Source organism: Lysobacter enzymogenes (assembly GCF_900106525.1).
GTDB lineage: Bacteria > Pseudomonadota > Gammaproteobacteria > Xanthomonadales > Xanthomonadaceae > Lysobacter > Lysobacter enzymogenes.
In genome coordinates this window covers 473,144-485,271 of sequence record NZ_FNOG01000003.1, presented here as the reverse complement: position 1 = coordinate 485,271, position 12,128 = coordinate 473,144, and the positions used below count along the sequence as shown (strand labels likewise).

Genomic DNA, 12,128 nt, shown 5'->3' with positions numbered 1-12,128 from the left:
GATGGCAGGGCGTGGCGCCGAGCTGTCCGGGTCGGCGCGGGGAAGGAGATCGCGGCGGGATTGGATCTCTGCCTTCGCGGGGATGACGGGGTGAGAGAGGCGCCGCGAACTTGGAAGAGACGCCGCGCACCCCTCCTGTCGTCATGCCCGCGAAGGCGGGCATCCAGGGCTTTATCGCGGCATGGCTCTGAAGTCTCTGGATCCCCGCCTTCGCGGGGATGACGGGTGAGAGAGGTGCCGCGAACTTGGAAGAGACGCCGCGCAACCCACCTACCGTCATGCCCGCGAAGGCGGCATCGAGGGCTTCATCGCGGCATGGCTCTGAAGTCTCTGGATCTCCGCTTTCGCAGGGATGACGGGGTGAGAGAGGTGCCGCGAACTTGGAAGAGACGCCGCGCAACCCACCTACCGTCATGCCCGCGAAGGCGGCATCGAGGGCTTCATCGCGGCATGGCTCTGAAGTCTCTGGATCTCCGCTTTCGCAGGGATGACGGGGTGAGAGAGGTGCCGCGAACTTGGAAGAAACGCCGCGCAACCTACCTACCGTCATGCCCGCGCAGGCGGGCATCCAGGGCTTCATCGCGACATGGCTCTGAAGTCTCTGGATCCCCGCTTTCGCGGGGATGACGGGGTAAGAGAGGCGCCGCAAACTTGGAAGAGACGCCGCGCAATCCACCTACCGTCATGCCCGCGAAGGCGGGCATCCAGGGCTTCATCGCAGCATGGCTCTGAAGTCTCTGGATCCCCGCCTTCGCGGGGATGACGGGGTGAGAGAGGCACGGCGAACTCGAAAGAAATGACGCGAAACCGGTCACCCCTGCAAGCGAAACGCCCTCGGCGTCAGCCCATAGCGCTTCTTGAACACCGCCGACAGATGGCTGTGGCTGGAGAACCCGTTCTCCACCGCGATGGTGGCGATGTCGTCGGCGCTGTCGCGCAGGCGCCGGCAGACCCGCAGCAGGCGCTGCGCCAGCACGTACTGGATCGGGGTCATGCCGAACGCATGACGGAACGCGATCAGCAGTTGATGCGTGCTCAGCGCGCTCAGCCGCGCCAGTTCGTCCAGGGTGATGCGCCGGTCCAGGTGGGTGTGGATGTAGTCCTCGACCCGCCGCCGCGCCGCCTCGTTCAGGCGCGCCTGCGCCGACATCGCGCGCGCGGCCGCGCCGACGCCGTGTTCGCGCAGCAGGTGCAGGTACAGCGCCTGGCCCAGCGATTCGCGCAGCATCGCCGCCAGGTCGTCGCCGGCCCCGCTCAGATGCGCCAGGCGCGCGGCCAGGCCGTGCACGAACGGATCGCGGTGCTTCATCCGCGCCGCCAGCCCGGCGCCGTCGCCCGCGCCGGGCGCGGCGGCGGCGAAACCGGCCGGGTCGACCGTGAGCTCGGCATAGGCGATCTCGCCGCCGAGCGCGCGACCGAGGTAGCGGCGCCCGGCCGGAATCAGCCACCAGTCGCCGGCCGCAGGCGCGGCGCGCAGGCGGCCGAGGCCGTCGATGCGGGTTTCCAGCCGGCGCATCGGGCCGTCGAGGTGGACGATCAGGGTGTGTTGCGCGTGCTCCAGCGCCCACTGCGTGGGCAGGGCGATGTTCTCGGTGGCGAACGCGAACTGCAGGCCGGGGCCGAGTTCGATCTGCTGCCGGTGTTCGATCCGGCGTACGCCGGACCAGCCGCGCCCGGCCGCGTCGCCCAGCGCCGCCGCGCCGTTCAGCGCGGCGCGTTCGGCCTCGCCGTCGCCTGGAGAAATTGACAGTGCCTTGGACATGTTGAAAGCGGACGGGGCCTGCGCCGATGTAAACATGACCTCGCGCACAAATGCGTCAAGGCCACGTGTTCTCCATGCACCACCCCTGCCCTCCCTGCCCCGCCTGCACCCGGCCGCCGGCGCGTTCAGCCGCCTGTCCGCCGCTGCTGCCGCCTCGCCGCAGCGGCCGCGCCCTGGCGCCGCGGCTGGCGCTGATCGCCGCCCTCGCTTCGGCTTCCGTCCACGCCCAGGAACCCGCCGCCATGACCGCCCCCGCCCTGCCCTCGCCCATCGACGCCTTCGTCGCCGCGGTCAATCGCGGCGACGCCGAAACCGCGCTGGCCTTCTTCGGCCGCGACGGCGTGGTCGACGACTGGGGCACGCGCTATGTCGGCGCGGCCGCGATCGCGCAATGGAGCGCGCGCGAATTCGTCGGCGCCAAAGGCCGGCTGACCCCGACCCGGGTCGGCCGCGACGGCGAGCGCATCGTCGTCGACGCCGGCTGGACCAGCAGTTTCTACAGCGGCGACAGCCGCTTCGTGTTCACCGTGGACGGCCAGCGCATCCGCGAGATGCGCATCGTCGGCCACTGATTCCCTCGTCCCTCACCCCACAAGGAGTTTCCCCATGCCCGACCGTTCCCTCACCGGCAAGCACGTCGTCATCGGCGGCGGCGCCAAGAACCTCGGCGGCCTGATCTCGCGCGAACTCGCCCGCGGCGGCGCCGCCGGCATCGCCGTGCACTACAACTCCGACGCCACCCGCGCCGCGGCCGAGGAAACCGTCGCCGCGGTCCAGGCCGCAGGCGCCGACGCCTTCGCCCACCAGGGCGACCTGACCCGGCCGGCGGAAGTGGCCAAACTGTTCGACGCAGCCAAGGCGAAGTTCGGCAAGATCGACATCGCCATCAACACCACCGGCATGGTCATCAAGAAGCCGCTGGTGGAGGTCAGCGAAGCCGAGTACGACACCATGTTCGCGGTGAACTCCAAGGCCGCGTTCTTCTTCATCCAGGAAGCGGGCAAGAAGCTCGCCGACGACGGCAACATCTGCACCATCGTCAGCTCGCTGCTGGCCGCATATACGCCGTTCTATGCGGTGTATCCGGGCAGCAAGGCGCCGATCGAGCACTTCACCCGCGCCGCGTCCAAGGAATTCGGCGAGCGCGGCATCTCGGTCAACGCGGTCGGCCCGGGGCCGATGGACACGCCGTTCTTCTACCCGGCCGAGTCCACGGAATCGGCGGCCTATCACGCCACCGCCGCGGCGCTGAGCAACCGCACCAAGAGCGGCCTGACCGAGATCCAGGACATCGCGCCGCTGGTGAAATTCCTGGTGACCGACGGTTGGTGGATCACCGGGCAGACGATCTTCGCCAACGGCGGTTACACGACCCGCTGAAGGTCGGGCGTGGGCCGGCGGCGGAGCGTTCGCGCTTCGCCGCTGCGGCCTGCGCGTTCGGCGCTCGTGCGTCGCTGGCCCGGGGATGCGGGTCTGCACATGGCTTGTACGCGGGCGGACGAAAGATGGGGGCGAGGTTTGGGGGCGAGTGCTGGAGTCGGGGGTGGGAAGTCGATGGGATGCGTCTATTCGGGTGGCGTGATGCGGCGCGCGTCGTCGGTCGCGCCCGCATCGTGCACAGCGCTTCTCGACTGCGCTGTTCCCCGCAACCCTCTTTGCCGTCATTCCGGCGAAGGCCGGAATCCATCTTGATCTTGCTCCGCTGTTCGCACGGACAAAGGCAACAGCAACATGGATTCCGGCTTTCGCCGGAATGACGGCAACGGGACTACGAGTACGGCAACGGGACTACGAGTAGCGCTTCGATCCGCGTCGCGCTCTTGTCGCCGCCACAGCTACTGCGGCCGCCCCCAACAAGCACCACCACCGCAACTTGAGGAACCCGCATGCACACCGTCCTCGTCATCCTCGGCGGCTTCGTCCTGCTGGCGCTGTGCCTGCTCGCCGGGCGCGGCTTCGGCGGCCCCGGCGCCGCGCCGCTGATCCTGGCGATCAAGGCCTTCCTGCCGCTGTGGTTCGTCGGCGCCGCGATCAACATGTACATCGGCGTCGCCCGGGCGGGTTACTCGGTCGGCGAGGAGTTGCCGATCTTCCTGGTCATCTACGCCGTGCCGGCCGCCGTGGCCGGGCTGTTGTGGTGGCGGCTGGCCAAAGCCTGACGGCGCCACCGCGGTTGTGGGAGGGCCTTCAGGCCCGACACTGTTGGCACCGATCGCCGCCGGCGTCGGGCCTGAAAGCCCTCCCACAACCGCCGGCGTCTCCACACCGCCTACGCGAACGACCGCGCTAGTCTGATCGGGCGCCCGCCACTTCCCTTGCCGCCATGACCCCCACCCGCCCCAGCCTGCTGCGCACCCGCGAAGGCCACGCCAAGGTCGGCTTCGCCGAACTGTTCTTCGACCTGGTGTTCGTCTTCGCCGTCACCCAGCTCTCGCACACCCTGCTCGAACACCTCGACCTCGCCGGCGCGCTGCGCACCGGCCTGCTGTTGCTGGGCGTGTGGTGGCTGTGGATCTACACCTCCTGGGTCACCAACTGGCTCGACCCGGAGAAGGTGCCGGTGCGGCTGATGATCTTCGCGCTGATGCTCGGCGGCCTGCTGCTGTCGTCCTCGCTGCCGCACGCCTTCGCCGAACGCGGCCTGGCCTACGGCGCGACCTTCGCCGCGATGCAGGTCGGCCGCACCTTGTTCATGCTGTGGGCGCTGCGCGGCGGCCGCAGCCCCGGCAATTTCCGCAATTTCGTGCGCATCGCCATCTGGCTGAGCGTGTCGGCGGTGTTCTGGCTGCTCGGCGGCCTGGCCGAACCCGAGGCGCGGCTATGGTGGTGGCTGGCCGCAGTCGCGATCGAATACCTCGGCCCGATCGCGTTCTTCCGCGTGCCCGGCCTGGGCCGCTCCTCGCTCACCGACTGGGACATCGAAGGCGGCCACCTGTCCGAGCGCTGCGGCCTGTTCGTCATCATCGCCCTGGGCGAATCGATCCTGATCACCGGCGCCACCTACGCCAAGCTCGACTGGAACCCGACCACGCTGGCTGCGTTCGTGGTCGCCTTCCTCGGCAGCGTGGCGATGTGGTGGATCTACTTCGACAGCGGCGCGGCGCGCGGCGAGCACCGCATCGTCCACGGCGGCGACGCCGCGCGACAGGCGCGACTGGCCTACACCTACCTGCACCTGCCCATCGTCGGCGGCATCATCGTCTGCGCCGTCGCCGACGAACTGGTGCTGGTGCACCCGGCCCACGCCGACGCCGGCGGCATCGCCGCCATCGTCGGCGGCCCGGCGCTGTACCTGCTGGGCTGCGGCTTGTTCAAGTGGGTGACCAACACGCGCAAGTTCCCGCCGCTGTCGCACATGGGCGGGTTGGCGCTGCTGATCGCGCTGTGGTTCGCGGCCGGGCCGCTGCATTTGTCGGCGCTGGCGCTGGGGGCCGGAACTACGGCGGTGTTCGTGATCGTGGCGGGGTGGGAGACGGCGGCGTTGCGGCGGGAAAAAACGCGCCCACCGCTGCATTGAGCGGCGACGCAGCGGATGGAGAAGCCTTCCGCATGCGACGTTGAGTAGCTCGATCATAACATCACTGCGCGGCCCGACCATCGCTCAATAGGTATCAGGACCGACCTGCCGAACTCTCCATAGGCTCGCCGACCGTTGCCAATATTGGCGTCCATTTCGCCGGTTCCGGTCTTGGCGGTTCCGAACACGCCATTTTCCCGTCTTCGACCTATTCGCCTTCGACCTTCCGGGCCGCACCGATCGCGCTGCTGCGCGAAGCATCGTTCGCAATACACCTGCACGATCCGAGCGTCCACTGAGCAACCCTGCTGAAATTCGAGGCCAAAAACGACTCAGAGCTGATCAGCGGATCGCCCCACCAAAGCCGATAGCTCATCCAGGAGTCCGCACGCGATCTGGAAGTCCGAATCGGATGCAACCGGATACTTGCGTCTGAACATTGCCGCGCCCGTGCCCAAGAAATATTCGATCGCATTGCGTTCGTAACCGCTGATAAGCAGCAAGGGAAGTGAATGCGCAAGCTCGGCCCACTCCAGCAACATCTTCTTCTGATCCCGACCGGGTCGATCGATGGTCGCGATGTTGCGGATTCTGATAAGAGATATCCGCAACAACTCCAATAGCACTTCCCGTTGTGCGCCATCATCTTTCTTCATCGAATTATCGTTCACCGTCTGGGTAGCGACACGCTCGGCCCGACCAAGTTGTAGGAGGGGGGGGGCAATGCCGCCCCTAACTCCCGGGCGAGCTGCCTCAAGCAAACGATGTGCGCGTTCCGGGGTGGTGTCGGTTGCTCTCACGCCGATACACGCGCGCGAACAATCACGAGAGCCACTTCTTTCCTACGATTTTGTCGATCGTCTCAAACTGACGATAATCGTCATGCTCAAAGTACTCCACCTTTCCATAGGCCCCCACCACGGAGCCACGCAAAGTCCGCGACAACTCATAGTTGAGATCAGCCAACGGCATTCTCAGACCGGGTGACTCGGACCCCACCTTCGCTGCCGGATCATCCAGATAGTCGGCGATCTTAAGCAGCGCATCGTTCGCCAGCGGAAAGAAAGAGCCGCTGACGACAGGATCGCGACGGAATAGATTCACAAACCGCAATCGCACAATCCCGGGAGCACCGCTGGGCCTATCGTTTGGACCAAGACGCAGTCCGCTCCAGAAGTGGCCGCAGACCTCGCGCGGAAGCGCGCTGTGCTCGCGAAGATAATCGCTCAGGACCTGTCGTGGATGCCCGAAGGCTCGATGAAGGGAAAGATCCACCTGACGCATGTACGCGCCAATACCTATCAAGACTTCGCGATCGACCACCCGATCAGTCATATATTCCTCACCATAGCGACCACACTCTTACGAATACGGGATTGGTGCCGACAAGCGAGAGGTCCTTCCCCATCGAATCGATCACCGCCGTAGCTCGCGGTCCGATCCCGGGAGTGCTGTACATATCGAGGCCTTTAGGGGCATCGAACTCTACATAGCCACCCGGCCTTTTGGCATCGACGCCGGCCCCCGTCTCCTTCGCTCCGGTACGCGCGGACCCGAACCCCCGTCCCTTGCCGACTTCCACATGCACGCCCTCGACCCTCTTACCTTCACCGACGATCTTGACTCGCGAGGCTCTGATGGATTGCGACCTCTGAATCCCTCTTAGCCCCGCCCTGTCCGTGTAGTGACGAACCCTCGTAACGTTTCTAACGGCCTTGGCCGTTTTCAGGCCGCGCAGACCCGCTATCAGCAACCGCCCACCGACCAGCGTCACGGCGCCAAGCGCAGCACCTATTCCGACCTGTCCCCAGTTTACGCAGCTCAGCCGCCCCCCGTTTGTCGCCAGTTGCAAAGCCAGATCGATTCCCGCCCCGACCAGTGCAGCTACAATCAGCTGGGCGAAATGCCCGCTGGGATCGGTGTAGCTCAAGGGCGCCCCCTTGGCATAGGCGTAGAAATTGTTCTCGCCCGACGCGAAACCCAAGGTATCCTCGCTGATGAAGCGTGCAGTTTCGGGCTGATAGTAACGCGCACGGTAGTACAGCAGGCCGCTGCGGTCCTGTTCCCGCCCGGTGTATGTGTATGGATTGCTGAAACCGGCGGCGGTGTGCGACTCCTCGCCGTAGGGCGTGTAGTCGTAGCGCTGCACCACCGCGCCGGCAGCATTGGTCAAGGCCCGGGTGCTGCCCAGGTGATCGGCCAGGAAGTAGGTGCGTCCGCCCGCGTCGTTGCGCGCGAATCGTTGATCGACTTCCAACCCGGTCAGGATGGGATTGACCGTACCGCCCTCGACCTCCTGCACGGCGTCGCTGCCGTCGTACAGATACGTCGTCGTGGTGGACGCTTCCGTCCTGCCGGTGCGGCGCCCCAATGCATCGTAGGAGAACTCCGCTATCGCGCTGCCGCCCTGCAGGATCCGCACCAACTGGTCGCGCGCATTCCAGACATACGTCCGCGCGCCGGCACCGATCAGATTCCCGTTGGCGTCATATGTCTCGGATTGCACGCCACGAACGCTCAGACGATTGTTATCGTCGAAGACGTTCGGCGTTGCTGTCGCGCCGGGCAACGATTGACTTGCGAAACTGCCGGCCTGCGAGATCAGGCGGCCGGTCGCGTCGTAGTCGTAGGTCAGATCGCCCAGCGCCGGAACGCCGGGCTTCTGCCAGGCGATCTGGGTGAGTTGATCGACGTCGTTGTAGGAGTAAGCCGCCTTGACGCCGTTGGGAAGGACAGTCTCTTTCTGGCGGCCGAGGGCGTCGTAGTCGAACTCGACCTGCTCAGCCCCCTGGACGATTCGGCGCAAACGGTCGCCGGTGTCGTAGTGGTACTCGACCTTCGCCTGACTGGCGGCCGTCATCTCCGACCGCCGGCCCGCCGTATCGTATGCGTACGTCACCGTGCCTTGGGCGCTCGTCGTTTGACTCAACTGATCGAGATCGTCGAAGTCGAATGTAAGGCTCCCGGATGAGCTGTCGGCCAGGGCGCGCAAGCGGTCGGCCGCGTCGTAGGTCGCCCCGACAGTGCTTCCGTCGTGATAGGTCGCAAGATCCTCGCGGCCCACGCCGTCGTAGCGGTACTGGGTGACCTGCCCCTTTCGGTCCGTATAGGTTTTTACCCGATCGCTCTTGTAGTACGTCCAGGACTCAACCTGGCTGAGTGAATCGGTGCGGGTTTCGACCCGGTTGCGCGCATCGTAGGTGTACGTGACGCCATTGCCGTTCGGCAACAGCACCGCCAGCAGGTTTCCGTTGTCGTCGTATTCGTTCTGGATCGCGTTGCCCACCGCGTCGGCAACTTCGACAATCTCGTCGAACACGTTGTACTTGGTGCGTACAACGTTTCCGGCATCGTCGCGCATGGCCACCTTCCGGCCGAGCGCGTCGTAGCGCAACTCGACCGTGCGTCCTGCGGCGTCGGTCACCTTGACCAGGTCGTATCCGTCGTACTCCAAGATCGAAGTCCGACCCGCCGAATCGGTCACGCTCACCGGCTGACCCGCGCCGTTACATACGTAGCTCACCGACTTGTTGAGCGCCGAGGTGATCCGCGTGAGGCAACCGGCCGTGTAGTCGAACTTCGTGGTCCGCGCCAGCGGATCGGTCACCGAGGCCAAGCTTCCGTCTGGGTGATAGGCCATGAAGGCGCTGGCCGCGTTGGCGCTGCCGACCAGGCTCGTCGCCTTGCTGAGTTGGCCGTTGCCGTCGTATTCGAATTCGGTACGACGGCCCAGCGGATCGACCGAGGCCGCCAACTGCCCGTGCGAGTTTCGCTCGTAAGTATGAATCTGCGCTTGCGGGGTTCCGTAGCCCAGCGTTTCCGACTTCGGGTATGGACTGTTGGCATCGAAAACCACCCGCCGCTTGACGCCGTCGGGGTCGGTGATCAGCGTGCCGGCTACGCCGTCGACGACATGCGCGTAGTCGATCTGGATGATGCCGCCGTCGGCCTGGGTTTGACGGATGACGCGACCCGCGGAGCCGCCCCCTACCTGCTCGAACTCATTGAAAAGCAGGCGCAAACCGCGGCGGTCGGTTATCGACTCGACGCGGTGCTGGGTGACCGAACTGGTTCCGGCGACCCGATAGGCGTAATGCTTGGCCTTTGTGTCCGGATAGATGACGTCCGCGAGCAAGCCTTTGGCGTTGTAACCGTATTGCCAAGCGCGTCCGGTGTGGTCGGAAATTTTCTCGATCCGATTGTTTCCATCGTAGTCGATGGAAACCCGCCTGCCGCTGGGCGAAACAATCGTGGTCACCAACCCGGCGCTGTAGACCAACGACGTCCGGTTGCCGAAGCGGTCTTCGATCCAGCGTAGACGGATGTCGTTCCAACTGGAAAACTGCAGTTGTGAGCCATCATGGAGACGAAGCCTGAACGCTCGTCCCCAAGGCTGGGTGGGGTCTGAGTCGTAGACCGTGCGCAGGGTCGCGCCGGCGAACTGGGTCGTGGAACCGGCTTGACGCCACTCTCCCTGATTGCCGGTTCCTGAGATGCGATCGAACCGCACAGCGGTCCCGTTGGGCTGGATCAGCTCGAGTACGTCGTAACTCGTGCCGGGGCGATTGAGCGTGTAGCCCCAATTCCAGGAGGTGCCGATGCCAAACTCGCGCTTCTGCAGATCGTTCGGGCGGTAATTCCGTTCGATCGTCAAAGGTACGATATCGCTGATGCGGATATCCGTCTCGGCATAAAGAAATTCACCGGTTTTCAGGTCGATCGGATCGCCCGCGCTGGCCGCTCCACCATCGCCCGCCTCCGAACCGCAGCCGCAATCGCCGTTCTGATCCGCCGCATAACTTTCCGTCGCCCCATTGCTCCCCGGAACGCTATACATCCCCCCCATCGTCTGATGCAGCGCCACGCCCGCTTCCGGCACCACGTGCCGGCCGTCGGCCGAGACGGTGCCCTTGCCGTAGACGCGCCAGCCTTCGGTCGGGTCGTAGATCCAGAAGTTGGCTTCGGTGCCGGTGCCGTAGCCGTCGTAGTTGGGGTAGTAGACGCGGATGCCGTTGTTGGTCTTGGCGTCGAGGCCGCGGATCTGCGCGGCGCCGGGTTCGACGGTGAAGGCCATGGGATGGTTTTCCATGACCGGGAACGGCGCGCGGTTGACCGGGGTCGGCACGATCGCCAGTTCGGTCACCAGCCGGCCCTTGCGGTCGTGGATCACCGTGCCCTTGGGAATGTGCAGTTCCAGGCCCGGGATGTCGGGGTGGCCGACCACCAAATCTTTTTGCAGCGGCGAGGCGATGCGGATCTTGTCGCGCGCTGCGATCTTCGGCAGGTGCATCAGGTACGGCAGTTCGTTCGACTGCCCCGCCTTGACCTGCACGCCGACCACGAATTGGCCGTACTCCTCGCTGCCGCGACTGGCGGTGCTGCCGTCGACGTAGAGCTCCTGCGCTCCGGCCGCAACGTCGAACAGGTTGAAGCGGCCATCGGTGTCGGTGCGGGCGCGCGTGCGGCCGATGCTGACTTCGACGCCTTCCACCGGCGTCTGGTCGATGCGCACGATGCGGCCGCGCACCATGGTCAGGCCGTACAGGCGTGCGAGGTGGGCGATGCGCTTGTTGGCGTCGGCTTCGATGGACTTGCCGTATAGGCGCCAGCGGTTGCCGGTGTTGTCACGGCCCGGCGACCACACTGCGTCTTCGACAGTGCCGTGCGCGCGGCATGGCAACAGCGCGTCGCCCTGGTGGCAGCGCTCGCCCGCGCCGGTGACGCGGCGGTCGTTGTCGGCACCGACGGGGTCGGCTGGAATCGGTAGCGGCCGGCCCTGCGCGTCCAGCGCGGCAGTGGTGAAGTCGATCGCGATCAGCGGCAAGGCGCGGCCGCCGAGCGCGTGCGTCTTCTCGACCATCAAGGTGTATCGCGAAGCCGGGAACAGCGCCTGCGCCGGCTCGACGAACAGCAGCCGGCCGTCTTCGACCGGAGCGACGCGCACGCGCGTGGCGCCGCCGGGGCCGACCAGGCTGACGTTGGCTTCGTTGAGGTCGGCCATGCGCAGTTCGTCGGCGAACAGCACCGCCAGGCGCGTGTCCGGCGCGACTTCGCTGGCGCCCTGGGCCGGCCACGAGCGCGCGATGTCCGCACGCGCCGACGGCGAACGCCGCGCGCCGCTGGCGAAGGTGCCGCCCTGCGGGTCGAAGCTCAGGTCGGTGGCGACCGAGCCGTCGCCGAGCGCGTGACCGCCGAAGATGCGAACGCCGCCGTCGCTGTCGAGTTCGGCGCGATGGCCGAGCCGCGGCACCACCTGTCCGGCTGCCAGCGCGACCGCGCGGTTGCTGCGTTCGTCCCACAGCTCGGCCGGACGCTGCTCCAGGCCACCGGCGAACAACACGCGGCCGTCGGCCAGCACGGTCGCGGTGTGGCCCGAACGCGCCGATGGCGTCGGCTCGTCGGTCGGGTCCAGACGAGCGCTGTCGGGATGGAACCACAGGCCGCCGCGCTGCAGCTGACCAGCGGCGTCGGTGCCGCCCCAGACCAGCACCCGTCCGCTCGGCAGCAAGGTCAAACTGGCGTTGAGCCGGGCCTGCGCCAGCGCATATGCGCGCGGCGGTTTGCCGTCGCCACTGCGGGTCAACGCGGTGCCTTCGGGGTTGAGCGAGAGCTGCGAGCCGTCGCGCAGGCGCACGCGCCGCTCGCTGCCGCGCATCGCGCTGGGGGTGTCGCGGAACGCCTTCGCCTGCAACGCGCGCTCGACGCTGGCGACATGGCTGGAGGCGCTGCCGGCGGCGAGCAGCCCCAGCAGGCCGCCGGCCACGCTCGCGCGCCAGCTGTGCATGAGTCCTTTCATGGTTCGTCCCTTGATTCCGTTCAAGTTCGTGCTCATGGCTGTGCTCCGACTGC

General features: G+C 66.3%; 7 protein-coding genes and 2 pseudogenes. 4 read left to right on the top strand and 5 right to left on the bottom strand.

Features of this window, described 5'->3' with window-relative positions; translation table 11 throughout:
• Positions 1 to 811: 811 nt before the first annotated feature.
• The gene (locus BLU84_RS09955) at positions 812 to 1,762 is read right to left on the bottom strand and encodes an AraC family transcriptional regulator (protein ID WP_074865921.1); all 951 of its coding nucleotides are present in this window, start codon (positions 1,760 to 1,762) and stop codon (positions 812 to 814) included.
• Positions 1,763 to 2,004: 242 nt separating this feature from the next.
• Between BLU84_RS09955 and BLU84_RS09945 the strand changes: the two genes are divergently transcribed.
• Positions 2,005 to 2,334: a nuclear transport factor 2 family protein gene (locus BLU84_RS09945; RefSeq protein WP_074865916.1), complete on the top strand. Its 330-nt coding sequence runs from the start codon at positions 2,005 to 2,007 to the stop codon at positions 2,332 to 2,334.
• Positions 2,335 to 2,368: 34 nt separating this feature from the next.
• Positions 2,369 to 3,142 carry an SDR family oxidoreductase gene (locus tag BLU84_RS09940; RefSeq protein WP_074865914.1) on the top strand — a complete coding sequence of 258 codons (774 nt, stop codon included), beginning with the start codon at positions 2,369 to 2,371 and terminating at the stop codon, positions 3,140 to 3,142.
• A 455-nt stretch (positions 3,143 to 3,597) separates the two neighbouring features.
• On the opposite strand, the pseudogene BLU84_RS28450 reads toward BLU84_RS09940, so the two are convergent.
• A pseudogene (locus BLU84_RS28450) lies at positions 3,598 to 3,996 on the bottom strand (DUF6053 domain-containing protein); the annotation flags it as partial.
• Here BLU84_RS28450 and BLU84_RS28445 point away from each other — a divergent pair.
• Together BLU84_RS28445 and BLU84_RS09930 are read left to right on the top strand one after the other, a co-directional pair.
• Positions 3,950 to 4,057 (top strand): annotated as a pseudogene (locus BLU84_RS28445) (hypothetical protein); the annotation flags it as partial. The pseudogenes BLU84_RS28450 and BLU84_RS28445 overlap by 47 nt on opposite strands.
• Positions 4,058 to 4,085: 28 nt before the next feature.
• Positions 4,086 to 5,279 carry a low temperature requirement protein A gene (locus tag BLU84_RS09930; RefSeq protein ID WP_074865906.1) on the top strand — a complete coding sequence of 398 codons (1,194 nt, stop codon included), beginning with the start codon at positions 4,086 to 4,088 and terminating at the stop codon, positions 5,277 to 5,279.
• Between the two features lie 332 nt (positions 5,280 to 5,611).
• On the opposite strand, the gene BLU84_RS09925 is transcribed toward BLU84_RS09930, so the two are convergent.
• The 3 genes from BLU84_RS09925 to BLU84_RS09915 form a co-directional block, all read right to left on the bottom strand.
• Positions 5,612 to 5,935: a hypothetical protein gene (locus BLU84_RS09925; protein WP_139174888.1), complete on the bottom strand. Its 324-nt coding sequence runs from the start codon at positions 5,933 to 5,935 to the stop codon at positions 5,612 to 5,614.
• 166 nt (positions 5,936 to 6,101) lie between these two features.
• Positions 6,102 to 6,614, bottom strand: coding sequence for a hypothetical protein (locus BLU84_RS26345; protein WP_139174886.1), 513 nt, complete (start codon positions 6,612 to 6,614; stop codon positions 6,102 to 6,104).
• A gap of 7 nt (positions 6,615 to 6,621) precedes the next feature.
• Complete coding sequence (locus tag BLU84_RS09915) at positions 6,622 to 12,111, bottom strand: RHS repeat-associated core domain-containing protein (protein WP_170849134.1); 5,490 nt, start codon at positions 12,109 to 12,111, stop codon at positions 6,622 to 6,624.
• Positions 12,112 to 12,128 lie beyond the last annotated feature (17 nt).

Bases quoted from the DNA above. Each gene is read 5' to 3' on its own strand.
- BLU84_RS09955 (WP_074865921.1), bottom strand. From the start codon at position 1,762: ATGTCCAAGGCACTGTCAATTTCTCCAGGCGACGGCGAGGCCGAACGC.
- BLU84_RS09940 (WP_074865914.1), top strand. From the start codon at position 2,369: ATGCCCGACCGTTCCCTCACCGGCAAGCACGTCGTCATCGGCGGCGGC.
- BLU84_RS09925 (WP_139174888.1), bottom strand. From the start codon at position 5,935: ATGAAGAAAGATGATGGCGCACAACGGGAAGTGCTATTGGAGTTGTTG.
- BLU84_RS26345 (WP_139174886.1), bottom strand. From the start codon at position 6,614: ATGACTGATCGGGTGGTCGATCGCGAAGTCTTGATAGGTATTGGCGCG.
- BLU84_RS09930 (WP_074865906.1), top strand. From the start codon at position 4,086: ATGACCCCCACCCGCCCCAGCCTGCTGCGCACCCGCGAAGGCCACGCC.
- BLU84_RS09945 (WP_074865916.1), top strand. From the start codon at position 2,005: ATGACCGCCCCCGCCCTGCCCTCGCCCATCGACGCCTTCGTCGCCGCG.
- BLU84_RS09915 (WP_170849134.1), bottom strand. From the start codon at position 12,111: ATGAGCACGAACTTGAACGGAATCAAGGGACGAACCATGAAAGGACTC.